The following is a 19,330-nucleotide window of genomic DNA, read 5'->3' on the forward strand; positions in this document are numbered from 1 at the left end:
GTCTCGAGACCCCGCACCAGACGCGAAAAATACCTGAATTCGACCACCGTGGCATCCGATGCTGGTTTGTCGTCTCGACTCGGGCGCAAAACCTATTTGTTCAGCGCTTCCCTAGGAGGGGACGAGTTCGTAATAGTATTGGAAGACCTCGCTGATGACCTAGATACGGCGGCGAGACGGGCCGACCGAATCGCTCGTACTGTGCTCGATTCGGTTAATGGATCATTCAACCTTGGAGGATACGAACGGCACATCTCACTTAGCATAGGTATTACATTGTTCGGAGGCGGGAGCGACAGCATTACCGAGATTTTGAAACGGGCCGACATGGCGATGTACCAGGCAAAGGCAGTCGGGCGCAATACTATCCGCTTTTTCGATCCAAAGATCCAAGCCGTGGCGCTGGCCCGTGCCGCGCTAGAGACGGAAATGCGCCACGGAGTCCAGCAAAACCAATTTTTGCTCCATTATCAGCCCCAGGTCAACGCCGATGGCAGGGTCTTCGGGATGGAGGCGCTAGTGCGTTGGCAGCATCCGGTCCGCGGCATGGTATCGCCCGCCGAATTTATCCCGATTGCCGAGGAAACCGGCCTGATCCTCCCTCTCGGGCGGTGGGTGCTGGAAACGGCCTGCGCGAAGTTGGCCCTACTAGGCGCCCAACCAGCGACGGCTCCGATCTTAATGGCGGTCAACGTAAGCGCACTGCAATTTCGCCAGCCAGATTTCGTTGCCGAGGTTCTGGCTGCGCTTGAGAAGACAGGAGCACGTCCAGATAGGCTGAAAATCGAGCTAACCGAGTCGCTCCTGTTGGATGGTATCGATGAGGCGATTGAAAAAATCGGTCACCTCAAGGCGCACGGGGTGAGGCTTTCGCTCGATGATTTCGGCACCGGTTATTCCTCGCTCTCGTACCTGAAACGCTTGCCGCTCGACCAGTTGAAGATCGACCAGGCATTCGTGCGTAACGTTGTGCATGACCCGCGCGATGCGGCCATTGTCAGCACGATCATTACGCTTGGCGAGACGATGGGGATTTCCGTCATCGCAGAAGGCGTCGAGACGGCAGCGCAGCGAGATTTCTTGGCCGAACGCGGATGCTTGTCTTACCAGGGCTATTTCTTCAGCCGTCCGTTGCCTTGGGAGCAGATGAACGCTTTTCTTTCGGGTGAGACAGGGGCGGCAGATAGATAATGCCAAAAGTTACTTGTTGGCGTCGACATAGAAGCGTAAGTGGTCAGTTGACCCTGCTTAATTCGTTACCCTGACAGGCACATTGACTGGCCAAGTTGATGCGGGCGTGCGCGTCGGGGACTGCATGACCAATGACATGGTCCCACGAGTCTAGACAATTGCTTGCTAGTAGTCGCGGCGTGATGACGACTTTCGGCAGCCCGAGCAGCGAGGTGCTGAGCGAAGGCATCCACTTCCGCATACCGCTGGCGCAGAAGCTCAACCTGGTCAATGTCTCGATCCAGAAGGGCGAAGGCGATGGCGACGCCGCCTCGCGCGACCTGCAGACCGTGCACACCCGCGTGGCACTGAACTACCACGTCAGGCCGGAGGCGGCGGTGACGGTATTCCGCGACCTGGGCAACGAACCGGGCACGCGCATCATCATCCCGTCCGTGCAGGAAGCCGTGAAGGCCGTCACCGCACGCTTCACCGCCGAGGAGCTGATCGCCAAGCGCACCGACGTGCGCGACCAGATCGTCGCCCAGTTGCGCGAACGCCTGGCGCGCCACGGCATCGTGGTCGACGAGTTCTCGATCGTGAACTTCAATTTCTCGCGCTCGTCCAATGACGCGATCGAAGCCAAGACCACGGCCGAGCAGCTGAAGCTAAAGGCGGAACGCGACCTGCAGCGTATCGAGGTCGAAGCCAGGCGGCGCGATCCCGTTCATCAGCGTGAACAACGCAAAATAACTCACCAACGCAGGAGACCAGCATGATCAAGGGATTACGCACCGTGAAATACCCCGTCGCCGACCTGGGCCAGGCCAAGGCATGGTTCGGCGAGGTGTTCGGCAGCGCGCCGTATTTCGACCAGCCGTTCTACGTCGGCTTCGCCATCGGTGGCTTCGAGCTCGGCCTGGTGCCGGACGGGACGCCGGGCACGGCGGGCTCGGTGGTGTACTGGGGGGTGGACGATATCGAGGCCGAATTCGCGCGCATCGTCGGGCTCGGCGCGACCGCGCACGAGGCGATCCAGGACGTGGGGGAGGGGATCAGGGTGGCGGAGCTGAAGGACCCGTTCGGGAATGTGCTGGGGCTGATCGAGAATCCGCTGTTCGATGTGGCTGCGGTGCGCTAACAGGAGGGTGGGGCATTGAGGCCGGGGCCTCAATGCGGTGCCCACGCGGGTCCCTGATTACGTCCGCTCGCGCTCGACCCGGTTCACGCCCGCCACGCGCCGCAGGTTGCGGATCAGGTGGGCCAGGTGCACGCGGTCCTTCACCTGGATCGTGAAGCGCAGCTGGGTCATCATGTGTTCGTCGTCCTCGTCCATGCCGACGTAGGTAATGTTGGCGTCGGACTCGCCGATCTCGGCGGCGACCCGGGCGAGGATGCCCTTTTCGTTGTTGATCAGCAGGCGGATGCGGCAGTCGAAGCGGCGGTTCAGCTCGCTGCCCCACTGGACCGCGATCCAGCGGTCCGGCTCCTTGTTGCGCAGGCGCATGGCTTGCGAGCAGTCGCGGGTGTGCACCACCAGGCCCTGGTCGCGGCGCAGCTGGCCGATGATCTGGTCGCCCGGGATCGGCAGGCAGCAGGGCGCCAGCTGCACCGACACGCCTTCGCTGCCGTAGATCTTCACCGGATCCAGCTCGCTCGAGCTGCTCGGCTGGGTCGGCACGGCGTCGACCGGATTGTCCATCAGGCCGAAGATGTGGCGCGCCACCAGCGCCGGCATGCGCTTGCCGATGCCGATGTCGGCGTACAGCTCGTCCATCGACCTCGCCGAGGATTCGGCCAGCAGCTTCTCGATGGTGCCTTGCGCCAGCTCGTTGTGGATGCCCAGTTGACCGAGCGCCTGCGACAGCAACTCCTGGCCCAGTTCCACCGATTCGTTCAGGTTGATCGTGCGCAGGTAGTGGCGGATCGCCGAGCGCGCCTTGCCGGTGCGGACGAAAGACAGCCAGGTCGGGCTGGGCCTGGAGTTCGGGTCGGTCTCGATTTCCACGATGTCGCCGTTGTGCAGCTCGGTGCGCAACTGGGCCGGCTCGTGGTTGATCTTGACGGACACGGTATGGTCGCCGATGCCGGTGTGGATCGAGTAGGCGAAGTCGAGCGGGGTGGCGCCGCGCGGCAGGGCGATGATCTTCGACTTCGGCGTGAACACGTACACCGAATCCGGGAACAGGTCGACCTTGACGTGCTCGAGGAATTCGGCCGAGTCGCCGGTCTGCTGCTGGATGTCGAGCAGCGACTGCAGCCAGGCGTGGGTACGCTGCTGCAAATCCGACATGTTCTGGTCGCCGGTCTTGTACAGCCAGTGCGCCGCCACGCCGCTTTCCGCGGTGCGGTGCATGTCCTGGGTGCGGATCTGGAATTCGACCGGGGTCCCGTAGGGGCCGATCAGGGTCGTATGCAGCGACTGGTAGCCGTTGATCTTGCGGATCGCGATGTAGTCCTTGAACTTGCCGGGCATCGGCTTGTACAGGGCGTGCAGGGTGCCGAGGGCCACGTAACAGTTCGGCACGGTGTCGACCACGACGCGGAAGCCGTAGACGTCCAGCACCTGCGAGAACGACAGGTGTTTATTCCGCATCTTCTTGTAGATGCCGAACAGGGTCTTCTCGCGGCCGTAGACTTCGGCCTGGATGCCGGCCGCGCCCAGCGTGTTCTTGACGGCGTCGAGGATCTTGCGGACCACTTCGCGACGGTTGCCGCGCGCGGCCTTGATCGCCTTCGCCAGCGTGCGGTAGCGCAGCGGGTACAAGTGCGAGAACGACAGGTCCTGCAGCTCGCGGTAGATGTCGTTCAGGCCGAGCCGATGCGCGATCGGCACATAGACTTCCATGGTCTCGCCGGCGATGCGGCGCTTCTTGGCGGGCGCCATCACGCCCAGCGTGCGCATGTTGTGCAGGCGGTCGGCCAGCTTGATCAGGATGACGCGCACATCGGACGCCATCGCCAGCAGCATCTTGCGGAAGTTCTCGGCCTGGGCCTCGACCACGCTCTGGAATTCGATCTTCTCCAGCTTGGACAGGCCGTCGACCAGGTTCGCGACCTGGGAACCGAAGCGCTCGATCAGCTCTTCCTTCTTGACGTCCTGGTCCTCGATCACGTCGTGCAGCAGCGCGGCCATGATGGCCTGGGCGTCGAGCTTCCAGTCGGCGCAGATCTCGGCGACGGCGATCGGGTGGGAGATATAGGGTTCGCCCGACTTGCGCACCTGGCCGAGGTGCATCTCGTCGGAGAAGCGGTAGGCTTCCTTGACCTTCTTGAGTTCGGCGGGCGTGAGGTATTCGGCCAGCTTGCCGGCGAGGTGGGAAATCGACGCAACGCTAGGCGCGGGCGGCGGTTCGGCTTCCTGCGGCTTGTTGGCAGGCCGGTTGGGCCTGCCCTTGGTGGTGCCTGATTGGATGGAATCCGGTGGAGACAAGGTCATACTCGAAGAGGATCAGCCGCTGTGTGGAGACAGCATATCAGAATACGTCGGGGTCAGAGCCCGGTTCATGCGGTTGGGCTCTGACCCCGACTTGTTCTGACCCCGACTTATTCCTGCCTCACTGATTCCGGCCCCAAAGTAATCAGTTGGGGTCAGGGCCCGATCGCGAAAACCGGGATCTGACCCCAAAATCAGTTGGGGTCAGAGCCCAATCGCGAAAACCGGGATCTGACCCCAAAGAATTACATTGGGACCTTTTTCAGCATTTCGATGCCGACCTTACCGGCAGCGATTTCGCGCAGGGCGACGACGGTCGGCTTGTCCTTGGCTTCGACCTTCGGGGTGTGGCCCTGCAGCAGCTGGCGCGCGCGGTAGGTGGCGGCCAGGGTCAGCTGGAAACGGTTCGGGATGTTTTTCAGGCAATCTTCGATGGTGATGCGGGCCATGGTTTACTCCTAGAGATATTTAAGGCCGGCTTCGGTCCGGCCAACTAAATGTGTGCTGTTGCCTTGATCGGTCGGGGTCAGAACCCACCCTTGATCAGTCGGGGTCAGAGCCCATCCGTGAAAACCGGGTTTGCCCCCCTTGATCAGTCGGGGTCAGAGCCCACCCGTGAAAACCGGGCTCTGACCCCCTTGATCAGTCGGGGTCAGAGCCCACCCGTGAAAACCGGGCTCTGACCCCGATGATGAAGAGTAGGGGTCAGGATTGCGGTTGCTGCGCGTGGATTCCCAACTGGGCAAAGAGCGAGGCGTTGCGGGCTGCCTGTTGGGCGAAGCGCGAACGTGTCGCTTTGACAATCGCCTGCAGCTCGGACAGGGCGACGTTGAACTCTTCGTTGATGATAACATACTCGAAGTCGGGAGCGTGAGCGATCTCGCCGCCCGCAGCCAGCAAACGTCGCGTAATGATGTGCGGTTCGTCGGTGCCGCGCTTGTGCAGGCGTTCCTCCAGCGCCGCGATCGACGGCGGCAGGATGAAGATGCCGGCCGCGGCCGGGAACTGCTTCTTGACCTGGCGCGCACCCTGCCAGTCGATCTCCAGCAGGATGTCGACGCCGGTCTTCATCTCCTGTTCCACGCTCAGGCGGCTGGTGCCGTAGTAATTGCCGTGCACCTCAGCCCATTCCAGGAACTCGCCACGGTCGGCGCGGGCGACGAAATCCTCGGCGGTGGTGAAGTGGTATTCGCGGCCGTCCTGTTCGCCCGGGCGCGGCGGACGCGTCGTGGTCGAGATCGACAGCTTGATGCCCGGCTCCTGCGCCAGCAGCGCATTGACCAGGGTCGACTTGCCGGCGCCGGACGGGGCGGCGACGACGAACAGGCTGCCGGAAAAGGCGTTGGTGTGCATGGTTGTTCCTTTGCTACGTTTGCGATGTTCTTAAATCCGCGTGGGCACCCCGTGCCCACGCGTGCCGAGAATCAGTCGGGTCATAATCGGTCGGGGTCAGAGCCCATCCGCGAAAACCGGGCTTTGACCCGCGATTAGTCAGTCGGGGTCAGAGCCCATCCGCGAAAACCGGGCTTTGACCCGCGATTGTTTTGATACTCGATTATTCGAGGTTCTGCACCTGCTCGCGCATCTGCTCGATGAGCAGCTTGAGCTCCATCGAGGCGTCCGCTAGTTCCTTGACCGAAGCCTTGGCGCCCAGCGTGTTCGCTTCGCGGTTCAGTTCCTGCATCATGAAGTCGAGGCGCTTGCCGACCTGGCCGCCCTTCTTCAGGATATGCCGCGTCTCATTCAGATGCGCAGTCAGGCGCGACAGCTCTTCGGAGACGTCGATGCGGATGCCATACAAAGTGACTTCCTGGCGAATCCGCTCGAAGACTTCCTGTCGCGTCAGCACCTGCGGGTTGCCATGGCCGGCCAGGCCCAGCGCATCCTGCATGCGTTCGACCGCTTTCTGCTGGAACTGCGCGATCACCTGGGGGATCAGCGGCGTGATGCGCTTGACGATGGCTTCCATCGACTCGATGCGCGCCAGCAGCATCGCTTCCAGTGCCGCGCCTTCGCGCTTGCGGCTGTCCACGAAAGCGGCCACCACCTGCGAGGTGAGGGCGGCGACATCGGCCTGCAGCGATTCCTGGCCCACCTGCGCCTCCTCGATCACGCCCGGCCAGCGCAGCAGCTCGGCCACCGTCATCAAGGGCGCCGACACGAAGTGGCGCGTGACCTCGGCCTGCAGCCGCGCCAGGTCGCCCAGCAGCGCGTGGTTCAGCACCTGGGAGCCGCTCGCCGCCTTGCGGCCGAAGGAGAGGCGGACTTCTACCTTGCCGCGCGTGATCGCAGCCATGATCGCCGAGCGCAGGTCCGGTTCGAGCGCACGCAGCTCGTCGTTGATGCGGAACTGCAGGTCGAGGAAGCGCGAATTGACGCTCTTGATCTCGATCGTGAGGGTACCCGCAGCGCCTTCGCTGGTGGCGACCGCATAACCTGTCATGCTAGAAATGCTCAATTGAGTCCCCGGATAATCGCGGGGCATGAATAGCCCCCTTTATTCTTTACAAAGCGCTGATTTATCCACACAATCGCCGTGTTACGCAAGGAATACTTTCCCAAATGGCTGCACAAAATAACGCTCCCCTGCCCGAAGGGCTGGAAATTGGCGGATATCGCATTGTAAAGAAAATTGCGTCCGGCGGGTTCAGTATTGTTTATCTTGCATATGACGGCGACGGCAATGCGGTCGCGATCAAGGAATACCTGCCCAGCGCCCTGGCGCTGCGCCAGCCCGGCGAGCTGGTGCCGGTCATCTCGAAGGCCAACCTGCCGGTATTCCGCATCGGCCTGAAGTGCTTCTTCGAAGAGGGCAGGGCGCTGGCGAGGATCGTCCACCCGAACGTGGTGCGGGTCCTGAACTTCTTCCGCGCCAACGAGACGGTCTACATGGTGATGGCCTACGAGTCGGGCCACTCGCTGCAGGAACAGATCTCGCGTTTGCTGGCCAAGGGACAGCGCGCCGGCGAGGGCTTCATCCGCCAGGGCTTCAACGGGGTCTGCGGCGGCCTGCGCGAGGTCCACGCCAACAAGCTGCTGCACCTCGACCTGAAGCCGGCCAACATCTACCTGCGCCTCGACGGCACCCCGCTGCTGCTGGACTTCGGTGCCGCGCGCCAGACCATCAACACCGATTCGCCGACCCTGGCGCCGATGTACACGCCGGGCTTCGCCGCTCCCGAGCTGTATGCGAAAGGCGCCACGCTCGGACCCTGGACCGACATCTACAGCATTGGCGCCGCGATCTACGCCTGCATGGCCGGGGCGCCGCCGCAGCCGGCCGACCAGCGCAAGAACCGGGACGAGATGGCGGCCCGCTTCACCAGCATCGACGGGGTATATTCGCCGGAGCTGGTCGCCATGGTGAAGTCCTGCCTGGCGCTCGATCCGCTGGCGCGCCCGCAGAGCGTGTTCGCGGTGCAGAAGGTGCTGCAGGCGGGGTGGTCCGGCACGCCGCTTGCCGCGGCTCCGGCCGCTGCGCCGGCGGCGGAAGCGGAAGCGCCGCTGTCCGGCTGGCGCAGCCTGGTGAATCGCATCAGCCCATTCGGCCCGCCCCGGCGCAGCGGCGGCGGCCAGTCTTAAAAGGAATTCCATGCAGTTCAGCGTCTACCAGCAAAGCCACATCGGCGGCCGCAAGGTCAACCAGGACCGGATGGGCTACAGCTACACGCGGGAGGCCCTGCTGCTGGTGCTGGCCGACGGCATGGGCGGCCACCAGCGCGGCGAGGTCGCCGCCTCGATCGCCCTGCAGACCATGTCGGCCCTGTTCCGCAGCCAGGCCGTCCCGTACGTGAAGAAGCCGGAGCGCTTCCTCGAAGAGGCCTTCCTGCAGGCCCACCACGAGATCCAGCGCTACGCCGGCGAGCACGGCTTGCCCGATAACCCGCGCACCACCATCGTCGCCTGCCTGGTCCAGCATAACTGCGCCGTGTGGGCGCACTGCGGCGACTCGCGCCTGTACTGGCTGCGGCGCGGCCAGATCCTGGCGCGCACGCGCGACCATTCGCACATCGAGCACCTGATCACCAAGGGCCTGGCCGACCCCAGCGAGCGCAACTCGCACCCGGACCGCAACAAGCTGTACAGCTGCCTGGGCGCCTCGACTCCGCCGAAGGTCGAGCTGTCGCGCCAGGCCAGCCTGGAGCCCGGCGACGTGCTGCTGCTTTGCTCGGACGGCCTGTGGGGCATCCTGCCCGACACCGAAATCGTGCACCAGCTCTCGACCCACACCATCGTGCAGGCGGTGCCGGACATGATCGGCATGGCCACCGCGATCGCCGGCAGCCGCGGCGACAACACCACGGCCCTCGCGATCCAGTGGCAGGGCGCCGGCGACGCCGCGGCTCCCGGCGACGACAGCATGGTCTCGACCATGCTGCTGCCGGAAGGCGAGGTCACGACCCGCCTGGCCGAGGAGCCTGCCGCCGCACCGCATGGCGCCGATCCTGCGGCCGACGACTTCGGCGACGAGGACATCGAAAAGGCGATCGCCGAGATCCGCGACGCGATCGAGAAATCTTCCCAGCTACTCAAATAACAAGGACCTCCAATGACCATGAACGAGCAAATGCGCGCCCGCCCCAGCAACCGCGCCGTCGACCAGCTGCGCGCCATCCGCCTGACGCGCCAGTACACCAAGCACGCCGAGGGGTCGGTGCTGATCGAATGCGGCGACACCAAGGTGATCTGCACCGCCAGCATCGAAGAGAAGGTGCCGGGCTTCCTGAAGGGGAAAGGGCAGGGCTGGCTGACCGCCGAATACGGCATGCTGCCGCGCTCGACGCACACGCGCATGGACCGCGAGGCGGCGCGCGGCAAGCAGTCCGGCCGCACCCAGGAGATCCAACGCCTGATCGGCCGCTCGCTGCGCGCCGCGTTCGACCTGGAAGCCTTCGGCGAGCGTACCCTGCACCTCGACTGCGACGTGATCCAGGCCGACGGCGGCACCCGCACGGCGTCCATCACGGGCGCGATGGTGGCGGCCTACGACGCCTTCAACGTCCTGGTCGGCCGCGGCCTGATCGCCTCGGTGCCGGTCAAGCAGTTCGTGGCCGCGGTCTCGGTCGGCGTCTACCAGGGCATGCCGGTGCTCGACCTCGACTACATCGAAGACTCGAACTGCGACACCGACATGAACGTGGTGATGACCGACCTCGGCCACTTCGTCGAAGTGCAGGGCACGGCCGAAGGCGCGGCCTTCTCGCGCGCGGGCATGAACCGCCTGCTGGACCTGGCCGAGCACGGGATCCGCGAGCTGGTGACGGTGCAGAAGCGGGCGCTGGGGCTGGTGGGCTGATCACGCACCTTCAAGAGTGAGTACTGGATCTATCGATCTAGTCCGACGACCTCTTAAAGCCGGACCGGTCGCCCTCGTTCATGGCCGAACAGGGCAGCTTCGCGCCCAGTTGCCACTCATCTGGGAGCATTACCTCAAGCAGACTTTCCTTGAGCACAAGGGTAAGTATTCAAGAGTAATGAGCAACGCGGCATCAGCGTGATCGTTGGCGACCGCGAAGAGGATCATTCAAGACGCGCTCGGGCGTCCACTGATGAGCTTCCGCAGCGCGCTGGTGACCTGACATCGAGCTTGGTATGCCGGGTCACCAGCGACAGCGGAGAGCCGTTATGGCTTTGGCTGTGGATATACCGTCAACACGACGTTCTTCTGTTGCCCGTCCCTGCTAATCACAGTAATCATTGCCGTGCCAGTAAGTTCGCCAGTAACTGCGCTGCCGGTCGACAGTGCGGTGGCGATGAACGAGTTGCCAGGAAGATCTCCTGTGGGGGTGCTGATGTACGCTTGAGAAGTGTTGAACGGCAAAAAGTTTTTCGATTCAACTTTATAAGGCGGCGTACCACCCGTGATCTGGAAGCTGATCTGTTCCGTCTCCTTGGCGACAGTCGAACCAGCCACCACTTCCAGAATAGGGTTGCTGGGGCAGGTTCTTACTGAAGAACCTGGGACCAATACCTCTACCGTCGCCGTCTTTGACTGGCTGTCGACGACCGTCAGGGTAGTTCTGAACGGATCCGGAACCAAAGCGCTGAACGGCAAGACCCGGACGCTGGCCGTAAAGTACCAATTAGTGCCAAACGGCAGAGCGGCACTTACAGGGACATGCGAATTGTCGCCGCTGTAGACGGTAAATGGAGGTGTGCCTCCAAAAAACACGAACGGTATATTCGTCGTGCAGTCACTAACTGTGATCGAGGCAGGAAGTATTGCAGGGATCGATCCGCTTTGCCCTCTACCAAGGACGGTCACATTCGTTTGTACACGACGTCCTTTTGCATCGACGACCGTGACGGTAGCCGGAGTCGATGGGGAAGACTGCTGCCACTGCGGGGTGACATTCAGGCTCGTACCGCTTACGCTCGCCGTCACAACCGTGGGACTGCTGCTGCTTGCCGTATAAGGTGGTACCCCGCCGGCAATAAGATATGAGGCCGCTCCAGCGTACGGCAAGGTAATGTCAGTAGGGGCGGTAATAAAGAGGGGATCATCGAAAGCGACAATAATTGGTACGAATTTTCCAGCAGAGTCCGTCACTGTAATAGTGGCTGTCCCGGCCTTGATACTGTCAATTGTCATGGACGTCCCGCTTATCTTTACTTTGGCCACATTAGTGTCGCTACTCGTTGCCGAGTAGGGGACGCTGCCGCCACCAATCGCGTACACAGCACTGGTACCAGGAGTGATCGAGACTTGTGTCGGTGCGGTCGTGAACAAGGCTTCACTACTGCTGGTTTTTACTGTGATCGGCACTTGATGTCCGGCTGTATCGGTAACGATGATCGTCGCCGCCCCGGCCGCAATGGCCTGGACCGTCAGGGACGTGCCACTCACGCTTGCTGTGGCCACGCTGGTATTGCTGCTCGTCGCCGAATAGGGACCGTTGCCGCCACCGATCGCATACACGGTACTGTTGCCCGGAACGATCGAGACCTGACCCGCTGCAGTCGTGAACAAAGCCTGGCTATTCATCGTGGTCACCGCGATCGTGACCTTCCCGCCGGCAGCGTCAGTGATAGTGACATTGGCTGTTCCGGGTGCGATGCCAACCACTGTCAACGAGTTACCGTTTACGCTCGCCGTAACTACATTCGTGTTACTGCTGGCCGCTGTGTAGGTCCCGCTGCCACCACCAATTGCATACACGGAACTGGTGCCTGGAGTAATCGAGACTTGTGCTGGCGCGGTCGAGAACAAAGCTTGGCTATTGGTGGTGGTCACCGCAATCGTAACCTTACCGCCTACGGCGTCAGTGATAGCGACATTGGCGGTCCCCGGCGCGACGCCAACCACTGTCAACGAATTACCGCTGACGCTTGTGGTGATCACGTTCGGATTACTGCTGATGGCTGTGTAGGCCCCGCTGCCACCACCGATCGTATAGACGGAACTGGTGCCTGGAGTGATCGAGACTTGTGCTGGCGCGGTCGAGAACAAAGCTTGGCTATTGGTGGTGGTCACCGCAATCGTAACCTTAGCGCCCGCGGCGTCAGTGATAGCGACATTGGCCGTCCCGGGTGCGACGCCAACCACTGTCAACGAATTACCGCTGACGCTTGTGGTGATCACGTTCGGATTACTGCTGATGGCTGTGTAGGCCCCGCTACCGCCACCGATCGTATAGACGGAACTGGTGCCTGGAGTGATCGAGACTTGTGCTGGCGCGGTCGAGAACAAAGCTTGGCTATTGGTGGTGGTCATTGCAACTGTGACCTTGGCGCCTGCCGAGTCAGTGATCGCGACATTGACTGTCCCCGGTGCGATGCCAACCACTGTCAACTTGTTGCCGCTGACGCTTGCTGTGATCACGTTTGTATCGCTGCTGGTAGCCGTGTAGGTACCACTGCCGCCGCCGATCGTATAGGCGGCACTGGTGCCCGGGGTGACGGAGACTTGTGCCGGTGCGGTCGTGTACAGACTAGCGCTCGTCGTAGTTCCCGCGCCTCCGCTGCTAACGCCTAGCGAACTGCACAGGCCAGGAATACCGCTGACGCAGCTGTCAGCACCATTTCCGCTACTTCCGCCACCGCATGCACTTAGAAACACACTCGCGCCTATCAGACACACCCCGGATCTCATCTTCATCTTTGCCCCTTTTAGCGTTCTATTAATGCTCGCTCATCAAGGGTAGACGCTTTCTCATTCTCTTCACAATCAGACAATTGTTCTAATTATTGTAGACATTTGTACTTGTTAAAATAATAATCTCAATTACCTGAGTTGCGTCTGTAAGATCTTAGTTATTAGGTTTAGGTCGGAGTTGAAACGAGCGCTTGCCGCACAATTATGCGTTTGATGTGAACAGCGCCTTGTTTTTGGCTTTCGTGATGCTGCGTCGCACCCGCCAGCCAATACCCGGCGGGTGCGATGACTCCACTCAATGATGCAACTGCGTCCCCGCCGACGCCTGGGCCGCCTGTTCAGGCTGGAAAGCCCGCAGCGCCGCCGCCGTGTCGCTGTGCGCTTCGAAGCGGGCGAACTTGCCGTCGCGTAGGGTGAACACGTGGACCCATGGCGAGTCGAGCTCGCGCCCGGTCGATTTCACATGCCAGGTGGCATGTCCGAGTACCACGACCTTGTCGCCTTCCGCAATGAATTCGCGGGGCTCGAAGCGGATGGCCTGGGTGCTGGTGTCGAGCTTGGAGAAGAACTCGGCAACGCCCTGCTTGCCGTGGAAACTGCCGGCGAAGGGAACATACTCCGATTCCGGACTGGTCCATTCGGCGTCATCGGTGCAGCGGTCGAGGATGCCGCGGATGTCTCCGCTCTGGAACATCCTGTAGCCTTCCTGTACCAATTGCTTGTTTTGCTGTGCGTTCATGGCGTCTCCTTCAGTGTGGCGGCCGGTATGGCCGCTGAACCAGCCTAGTACCGCCCATGGAGAAGTCAAGGATTCCCGGACGAGGACGCCGCAGCTTCGCGCCCGTACTCAGCATTAAGGCGTATAATCCGCAATTGTTAAATTTTGTAAGAGAAAATAGACGATGTCGCTTGTAAAAAATCGCAACAACGTTCATGTCTCTGGCAAAGGTGCGGCGACCATGGTATTCGCTCACGGGTTCGGGTGCGACCACACCATGTGGCGCTTTCTTGCTCCAGCCTACGAGAAACGTTTCCGTACGATCGCATTCGATCTGGTCGGCAGCGGCCGCTCGGACGTGTCGGCGTACAGCCGCGAAAAATATGGCACCCTGCACGGCTACGCCGACGACCTGCTGGAAGTCATCGACGAGTTCGCAACCGGTCCGGTGATCTTCGTCGGCCACTCGGTCAGCACGATGATCGGCATGCTGGCCACGGTCAAGGCGCCGCAGAAGTTCCGCGCCCAGGTCATGGTTGGTCCATCGCCGTGCTACATCAACGACGGCGACTATGTCGGCGGTTTCAGTCGTGAAGATATCGACGAGCTGCTGGAAACGATGGAAGCGAACTACCTCGGCTGGTCGAGCAGCCTGGCGCCGGCAATCATGGGCGTGCCCGATCGCCCCGAACTGCGCGAGGAACTGACGAATAGCTTCTGCCGTAACGACCCCGACATCGCCAAGCATTTTGCCCGCGTTACTTTCTTGTCCGACCATCGTGCCGACGTGGCAAGGTCGACCGTGCCTGCGCTGATCCTGCAGTGCAGCGAGGACATCGTGGCGCCGCGCTCGGTCGGCGCATTCCTGCACCAGAACCTGCCGGTCAGCACCCTGCACATCATCGACAACGTCGGCCACTGCCCGCACATGAGCGCACCCACCGCGAGCTCGCATGCGATCGATGACTTTCTTGCGCATACCTTGCGCTGACATATCGTGATAGAGGAATCGCCTGCCGGTGAGATCTTGTTCGATCACGCAGCATGTGCCTTGCTGGTCACCGCAAGCGATGGGCTGATACTCAGGGCAAACAGTACGGCCTGTAACTGGCTCGGCTACGACGAGGACGACCTGGTCGGGAAAATCCGCGTGCAGGAATTGCTGCCGATCGGCGCGCGCCTGTTTTTCAATACGCATTGCCAGCCGATCCTTCAGGTACAAGGCTCGGTGGGCGAGCTCCAGGTCGAGCTGCGCAATCGCCGCCAGGAACGTTTGCCCATGCTGATCAATATCATGCGGCGCCAGGACGGCGGCCGCAGCGTCGATCATTGGGCACTATTCAAGGCTTCCGACCGGCGCGCCTACGAGCGCGAATTGTTAGCCGCACGTAAAGCCGCGGAAGCAGCCGAAGCCGAACTGAAGAAGCTGAACGCGCAGCTGTCGGCCACGGATCGCCGCAAGGACGAATTCCTGGCGACGCTCTCGCATGAGCTGCGCAATCCGCTGGCGCCCATGCGCAGCGCACTCGACGTGTTCAAGCTCAGGTTCGGCCAGTCGAGCGAAGACCGCCTGTTGCAGGTCTTCGACCGGCAGCTGCGCCATCTCACGCGGCTTGTCGACGACCTGATGGAAGTCTCGCGCATCACGCAAGGGCGCATGCAGCTGCGCCGTGCGCCGGTCGAGCTGTCCGCAATCGTGCGCAGCGCGGCGCAAGACCTGGCCGAGACGATGAAGACGGCCCGGCATACCCTGCGCCTGTCTATCTGCGAGGCGCCGGTGATGGTCGATGGCGACGCGACCAGGCTCGCCCAGGTGGTGATCAATTTGCTGACCAATGCCGCCAAATACACGCCGGACGGCGGCCGGATCGAGTTGCACCTGAGCTGCGAACCGGAGTGGGCGGAGATACGGGTCTGCGACAGCGGCATCGGCATTCCCGCGCCGGCGCTCGCCACCGTCTTCGACATGTTCTCGCAGCTCGAGCCGGCACTGGAACGGTCCAAGGGCGGCCTCGGCATCGGCCTTGCCCTGGTGCGCGGGATCGTCGAACTGCACGGGGGCAGTATCGAGGCAGGGAGCGAAGGGCAAGGCAAAGGCAGTACGTTTACCGTTCGCCTGCCGCTTGCGGTGGGCGCTTCATGCCCGGCCGAGGCAGCGCCTGCCGTTGCCGCCACTGCCCGGGCCCGTATTATGGTGGTCGACGATAACCAGGATGCGGCCGAGACGCTGGCAATGGTGCTGGAGCTGTCCGGCTGCAAGGTCGTGGTCGCGCATTCCGGGGCGCAAGCGCTGGAGGCGATCGCCATGGCCGACCCCGAGGTCGTCCTGCTCGATATCGGCCTGCCCGACATGAATGGCTACGAACTGGCACGCCGCCTGCGCCAATTGCCCGGCGGGCCTGCCAGGACAATGATCGCCACCACCGGCTGGGGGCAGCAAAAAGACCGTGAGCGTGCTTTCGATGCCGGTTTCGATCATCACCTGACAAAGCCGATCGACTTCGAGTTGCTCAAGCCTTTACTGCGCGGGGACGCCGGCGCCGCACGGCGTTAAAATAGCGCCTTCCCCGCGCTTCCCCAAAACACCATGACCCAACGCCTCATCCTTGCCTCCAATAATGCGGGCAAGCTCAAGGAATTTGCCCAGCTGCTGGCGCCGATCGGCTTCGAACTGCATCCGCAGGGCGAGTTCAACGTTCCCGAAGCCGAGGAACCGTTCGGCACCTTCGTCGAGAACGCGCTGCAGAAGGCGCGCCACGCGTCGCGCCTGACCGGCTTGCCGGCGCTGGCCGACGATTCCGGCGTGTGCGTGAACGCGCTCGGCGGCGCGCCTGGCGTGGTCTCGGCGCGCTTTGCCGGCGAGCCGAAATCGGACGCCCGCAACAACGAGAAGCTGGTGCGCGAGCTGGCGGCGCATGCCGACAAATCGGCCTATTACTATTGCGTGCTGGTCTACGTGCGCCACGCCGACGACCCGCAGCCGGTCATCGCCGACGGCATCTGGCGCGGCGTGATCGTGGAGTCTCCGCGCGGCGCCAACGGCTTCGGCTACGACCCGTATTTCCTGATCCCGGAACTGGGCAAGACCACCGCCGAACTGGAACCGTCCGAAAAGAATGCCATCTCCCACCGTGGCCAGGCGATCCGCGCGCTGGTCGAGAAGCTGACACTCAAATGATCCCGATTAAACCCGTCGGCAATGGCATCGCAGCGAACACGGAACCGCGTTCGCCGGCCACCGCCGCCCTGCAATACCTGCAGCCCGGTTCGCTGAACCTGGCGGCGCTGCCGCCGCTGTCGCTGTATATCCACTGGCCCTGGTGCGTGCGCAAGTGCCCGTACTGCGACTTCAACTCGCACGAGTCGACCGGGCCGATCCCGGAACAGGCCTACCTGGACGCGCTGCGCGCCGACCTCGAACAGTCGCTGCCGCTGATCTGGGGCCGCAAGATCCACACCGTCTTCATCGGCGGCGGCACGCCCAGCCTGATGTCGGCCGCCGGCCTCGACCGCCTGCTGTCCGACCTGCGCACGCTCCTCCCGCTGGAGATCAATGCCGAGATCACGATGGAGGCCAATCCCGGCACCTTCGAGGCCGAGAAGTTCAAGGCCTACCGCGCCAGCGGCATCAACCGCCTGTCGATCGGCATCCAGAGCTTCAACGGCAGGCACCTGCAGGCGCTGGGCCGCATCCACGACGAGAACGAGGCGCGAAAAGCCATCGAGATCGCGCAGGCCAACTTCGACAACTTCAACCTCGACCTGATGTACGCGCTGCCCGGGCAGACGCTCGAGGAGGCACAGCGCGACATCGACACCGCGCTGTCGTATGCGCCGCCGCACCTGTCGCTGTACCACCTGACGATGGAGCCGAACACGGTGTTCGCGAAGTATCCGCCGCAGCTGCCCAGCGACGACGAGAGCGCCGACATCCAGGACATGATCCTCGAGAAGATGGCGGGGGCAGGGTACGAGCACTACGAGGTGTCGGCGTATGCGAAGCCGGGCCGCCGGGCGCGCCACAATCTGAATTACTGGCAGTTCGGCGACTACCTCGGCATCGGCGCAGGCGCCCATTCCAAGCTGTCGTTCCCGCACCGCGTGCTGCGCCAGGCGCGCTACAAGCAGCCGGCGTCCTTCATCGAGGCCGCACGGAAGGGCAACGCGGTGCATGAAGAGCACGAGATCGCGCGCGGCGAGATGGGCTTCGAGTTCATGCTCAACCTGCTGCGCCTGACCGAAGGTTTCGACCCGAACCTGTTCGGCGAGCGCACCGGCCTGTCCATTACCATGATCGAGAAGGCGCTGAACGAGGCCGAAGCCAAGGGCCTGATCTACCGCGACTTCAAGCTGATCAAGCCGACCGAGCTGGGGCAACGCTTCCTGAACGACTTGCAGGAGATGTTCCTGGCGGAGTAGGGCCCGTCCCCGGACATCAGTAATGGATGTGCAGGCGCAGCGAGCCGACGTCGACCGGCCCGCGCGCCCGGTTGTAGCCGGGATTGGCGATGTGCTGGAAGTCCAGCGTCAGCTCGGCGCCCGCGGCGAGGGGAATGCGGTAATAGGCCTCGGCGATCGACTCCGGCCGGTAGTCCAGGCGGCCGTCGCCGATGAAGGCGCCGACGCCGCCGGCGGCCAGGTAGTCACGGTGCGCGCCCGACAGGCCGTTGCGTACCAGGGCCAGGCCCAGCGTATCGCCGGCACGCCCCCAGGCGGCGCCCTTCAGCGTGACGCCGGCCGACAGCGAGCGCTCGATCTCGGCGAAGGCGTAGGTTTCCGATTTCCCGTCGTTCCAGCTGGCGCGCGCGAACAGGCCGGCGTCCTCGCCGAGCGCCTGTTCGGCACCGATCCCGACCCCGACCTTGCTGCGTTCGCGGCGCACCTGCGCCACGTCCGGGACGCCGCCGTTCGCCGCGGCCAGCGCGTCGCGAAAGCCCCCCATGCGCGCGCGGTCGCGGAACACCAGCAGGCGCAACTTGCCGGGCTGGCCCAGCAGGGACGTGCTGCGTTCGAGTTCGAGCTGGTCGCCATAGTGGCGGAAGATACGCTTGTCGAGCGCCAGGCCGTTCGATTCGGCCGGCACCAGGAAGCGTCCGCCGCGCACGGCCCAGGGGCCGTCGATGTATTCGAGCGCCGCGCCCCAGCTGTAGCCGCGCGCATCGGCCGCGAAATCCCATGCGCCGTGCGCCAGCAGGGCCCAGTTCAGGAACTGGCTGCGGGCATCGTGGGCGTAGGCGTTGTTGTCGAAGATGTCGCTGACCGCTAGGTTGCCGACCGTGAGCACGACGCGGCGGCTGGCGACCGTGCCGCCCAGCTGGTTCATGTCCGGCTCCACCGCCTCGCGTTCTCCACCCAGGTCCCAGGTCTGGCGCAGGAACAGGCGCGCGCGGTACAGCGTCGGGTTCGGTCCGCTGGTCTTCTGCTGCTCGCCGTTGGTCATGCCGCCCAGGCCGTGCAGGCCGGAAAACGCCTTGCCCTGTACCACCTCCGGATCGAAGTACAGTTCGGTGCCGGCCCACGGGCGCAGGCCGAAGGCGCCGGTGGCACTGAACGAATAGCCGGTCTCGCGCTGCGGCAGCAGGCTGGCCGGCCCGCTGTAGGGCGCCTGAAAGGACGGCTTGGCCTGCCAGACATAGGTGGCCTGGGCGTGGGCATTCCAGGTTTCTTCCGGTGGCAGTTCGCCGGCGCGCACGCCGGCGGTGGAGGCCAGCGTGGCCAGCAGCAGCCACGATGCGGCGCGCTTTGGATCATCAAAAAACATCGGTTTCTCCGTCGAGTGAACGGGATATTGCCATGCAAGCTCGCACGGCGGCGGCGGATTGCGGCACCAGGACCGCGAAGAGGGGAGGGCCGGCGAGCGGGGCGACGGCCGGCGGGCATGATAGTCCGGCCCGGGTAATCACGCCATTAC

The 19,330-nt window shown here is 63.0% G+C and carries 17 protein-coding genes; 10 read left to right on the forward strand and 7 right to left on the reverse strand.

Annotated elements, in window-relative coordinates:
* The 3 genes from ACI48D_RS00005 to ACI48D_RS00015 all read left to right on the forward strand — a co-directional run.
* Positions 1 to 1,191: putative bifunctional diguanylate cyclase/phosphodiesterase (locus tag ACI48D_RS00005; RefSeq protein ID WP_435569148.1), on the forward strand; the 1,191-nt coding region annotated here is incomplete at its 5' end.
* 182 nt (positions 1,192 to 1,373) lie between these two features.
* Positions 1,374 to 1,949: a prohibitin family protein gene (locus ACI48D_RS00010; protein ID WP_435569342.1), complete on the forward strand. Its 576-nt coding sequence runs from the start codon at positions 1,374 to 1,376 to the stop codon at positions 1,947 to 1,949.
* Positions 1,946 to 2,311, forward strand: a complete 366-nt coding sequence (locus ACI48D_RS00015) for a VOC family protein (protein ID WP_435569149.1) — start codon at positions 1,946 to 1,948, stop codon at positions 2,309 to 2,311. Before ACI48D_RS00010 ends, ACI48D_RS00015 begins: the two co-directional genes overlap by 4 nt.
* A 57-nt stretch (positions 2,312 to 2,368) precedes the next feature.
* On the opposite strand, the gene ACI48D_RS00020 is transcribed toward ACI48D_RS00015, so the two are convergent.
* From ACI48D_RS00020 to ACI48D_RS00035, 4 genes are all read right to left on the reverse strand, one after another.
* Positions 2,369 to 4,609 carry a RelA/SpoT family protein gene (locus ACI48D_RS00020; RefSeq protein ID WP_435569150.1) on the reverse strand — a complete coding sequence of 747 codons (2,241 nt, stop codon included), beginning with the start codon at positions 4,607 to 4,609 and terminating at the stop codon, positions 2,369 to 2,371.
* Between the two features lie 242 nt (positions 4,610 to 4,851).
* Positions 4,852 to 5,055, reverse strand: coding sequence for a DNA-directed RNA polymerase subunit omega (gene rpoZ / locus ACI48D_RS00025; protein ID WP_019922806.1), 204 nt, complete (start codon positions 5,053 to 5,055; stop codon positions 4,852 to 4,854).
* Between the two features lie 256 nt (positions 5,056 to 5,311).
* Positions 5,312 to 5,959 (reverse strand): guanylate kinase, encoded by a 648-nt coding sequence (gmk, locus tag ACI48D_RS00030; RefSeq protein ID WP_435569151.1) that lies wholly within the window; start codon positions 5,957 to 5,959, stop codon positions 5,312 to 5,314.
* Positions 5,960 to 6,161: 202 nt separating this feature from the next.
* On the reverse strand, positions 6,162 to 7,049 hold the full coding sequence (locus ACI48D_RS00035; RefSeq protein WP_435569152.1) for a YicC/YloC family endoribonuclease: 888 nt from the start codon (positions 7,047 to 7,049) through the stop codon (positions 6,162 to 6,164).
* A 119-nt stretch (positions 7,050 to 7,168) separates the two neighbouring features.
* Here ACI48D_RS00035 and ACI48D_RS00040 point away from each other — a divergent pair, with 119 nt between their 5' ends.
* Genes ACI48D_RS00040 through rph form a run of 3 tightly spaced genes read left to right on the forward strand, consistent with a single transcriptional unit; the run spans position 7,169 to position 9,902 of the window.
* Positions 7,169 to 8,188, forward strand: a complete 1,020-nt coding sequence (locus ACI48D_RS00040) for a serine/threonine protein kinase (protein ID WP_435569153.1) — start codon at positions 7,169 to 7,171, stop codon at positions 8,186 to 8,188.
* A gap of 10 nt (positions 8,189 to 8,198) precedes the next feature.
* Positions 8,199 to 9,143 (forward strand): PP2C family protein-serine/threonine phosphatase, encoded by a 945-nt coding sequence (locus ACI48D_RS00045; RefSeq protein WP_435569154.1) that lies wholly within the window; start codon positions 8,199 to 8,201, stop codon positions 9,141 to 9,143.
* A gap of 18 nt (positions 9,144 to 9,161) precedes the next feature.
* The gene (gene rph / locus ACI48D_RS00050) at positions 9,162 to 9,902 is read left to right on the forward strand and encodes a ribonuclease PH (protein WP_435569155.1); all 741 of its coding nucleotides are present in this window, start codon (positions 9,162 to 9,164) and stop codon (positions 9,900 to 9,902) included.
* Positions 9,903 to 10,229: 327 nt separating this feature from the next.
* On the opposite strand, the gene ACI48D_RS00055 is transcribed toward rph, so the two are convergent.
* Together ACI48D_RS00055 and ACI48D_RS00060 are read right to left on the reverse strand one after the other, a co-directional pair.
* Positions 10,230 to 12,428 (reverse strand): beta strand repeat-containing protein, encoded by a 2,199-nt coding sequence (locus ACI48D_RS00055; RefSeq protein WP_435569156.1) that lies wholly within the window; start codon positions 12,426 to 12,428, stop codon positions 10,230 to 10,232.
* A 568-nt stretch (positions 12,429 to 12,996) separates the two neighbouring features.
* A complete protein-coding gene (locus tag ACI48D_RS00060; protein ID WP_435569157.1) occupies positions 12,997 to 13,440 on the reverse strand; it encodes a nuclear transport factor 2 family protein in 444 nt (147 codons plus the stop codon).
* A 220-nt stretch (positions 13,441 to 13,660) separates the two neighbouring features.
* Here ACI48D_RS00060 and ACI48D_RS00065 point away from each other — a divergent pair, with 220 nt between their 5' ends.
* From ACI48D_RS00065 to hemW, 4 genes are read left to right on the forward strand one after another with little or no spacing between them, the layout of a single operon-like run.
* Positions 13,661 to 14,410, forward strand: coding sequence for an alpha/beta fold hydrolase (locus ACI48D_RS00065; RefSeq protein ID WP_435569158.1), 750 nt, complete (start codon positions 13,661 to 13,663; stop codon positions 14,408 to 14,410).
* 60 nt (positions 14,411 to 14,470) lie between these two features.
* Entirely contained in the window at positions 14,471 to 15,973 is a 1,503-nt protein-coding gene (locus ACI48D_RS00070; RefSeq protein WP_435569159.1) for a hybrid sensor histidine kinase/response regulator, read from the forward strand.
* Between the two features lie 33 nt (positions 15,974 to 16,006).
* The gene (gene rdgB / locus ACI48D_RS00075) at positions 16,007 to 16,597 is read left to right on the forward strand and encodes an RdgB/HAM1 family non-canonical purine NTP pyrophosphatase (protein WP_435569160.1); all 591 of its coding nucleotides are present in this window, start codon (positions 16,007 to 16,009) and stop codon (positions 16,595 to 16,597) included.
* Positions 16,594 to 17,838, forward strand: a complete 1,245-nt coding sequence (hemW, locus tag ACI48D_RS00080) for a radical SAM family heme chaperone HemW (protein WP_435569161.1) — start codon at positions 16,594 to 16,596, stop codon at positions 17,836 to 17,838. The genes rdgB and hemW overlap by 4 nt, the downstream gene beginning before the upstream one ends.
* 16 nt (positions 17,839 to 17,854) lie before the next feature.
* Here hemW and ACI48D_RS00085 read toward each other — a convergent pair whose 3' ends face one another.
* Entirely contained in the window at positions 17,855 to 19,180 is a 1,326-nt protein-coding gene (locus ACI48D_RS00085; RefSeq protein ID WP_435569162.1) for a carbohydrate porin, read from the reverse strand.
* Positions 19,181 to 19,330: the final 150 nt, after the last annotated feature.

Origin of the sequence: Massilia sp. LXY-6 (assembly GCF_051233485.1) — a bacterium.
Classification (GTDB): domain Bacteria; phylum Pseudomonadota; class Gammaproteobacteria; order Burkholderiales; family Burkholderiaceae_D; genus Telluria.

Excerpts from the sequence above, each read along its gene's own strand:
- rph (WP_435569155.1), top strand. The coding sequence starts at position 9,162 with ATGAACGAGCAAATGCGCGCCCGCCCCAGCAACCGCGCCGTCGACCAG.
- ACI48D_RS00060 (WP_435569157.1), bottom strand. The coding sequence starts at position 13,440 with ATGAACGCACAGCAAAACAAGCAATTGGTACAGGAAGGCTACAGGATG.
- rdgB (WP_435569160.1), top strand. The coding sequence starts at position 16,007 with ATGACCCAACGCCTCATCCTTGCCTCCAATAATGCGGGCAAGCTCAAG.
- ACI48D_RS00040 (WP_435569153.1), top strand. The coding sequence starts at position 7,169 with ATGGCTGCACAAAATAACGCTCCCCTGCCCGAAGGGCTGGAAATTGGC.
- ACI48D_RS00085 (WP_435569162.1), bottom strand. The coding sequence starts at position 19,180 with ATGTTTTTTGATGATCCAAAGCGCGCCGCATCGTGGCTGCTGCTGGCC.
- ACI48D_RS00045 (WP_435569154.1), top strand. The coding sequence starts at position 8,199 with ATGCAGTTCAGCGTCTACCAGCAAAGCCACATCGGCGGCCGCAAGGTC.
- ACI48D_RS00035 (WP_435569152.1), bottom strand. The coding sequence starts at position 7,049 with ATGACAGGTTATGCGGTCGCCACCAGCGAAGGCGCTGCGGGTACCCTC.
- rpoZ (WP_019922806.1), bottom strand. The coding sequence starts at position 5,055 with ATGGCCCGCATCACCATCGAAGATTGCCTGAAAAACATCCCGAACCGT.
- ACI48D_RS00065 (WP_435569158.1), top strand. The coding sequence starts at position 13,661 with ATGGTATTCGCTCACGGGTTCGGGTGCGACCACACCATGTGGCGCTTT.
- hemW (WP_435569161.1), top strand. The coding sequence starts at position 16,594 with ATGATCCCGATTAAACCCGTCGGCAATGGCATCGCAGCGAACACGGAA.
- ACI48D_RS00020 (WP_435569150.1), bottom strand. The coding sequence starts at position 4,609 with ATGACCTTGTCTCCACCGGATTCCATCCAATCAGGCACCACCAAGGGC.
- ACI48D_RS00010 (WP_435569342.1), top strand. The coding sequence starts at position 1,374 with ATGACGACTTTCGGCAGCCCGAGCAGCGAGGTGCTGAGCGAAGGCATC.
- ACI48D_RS00015 (WP_435569149.1), top strand. The coding sequence starts at position 1,946 with ATGATCAAGGGATTACGCACCGTGAAATACCCCGTCGCCGACCTGGGC.
- gmk (WP_435569151.1), bottom strand. The coding sequence starts at position 5,959 with ATGCACACCAACGCCTTTTCCGGCAGCCTGTTCGTCGTCGCCGCCCCG.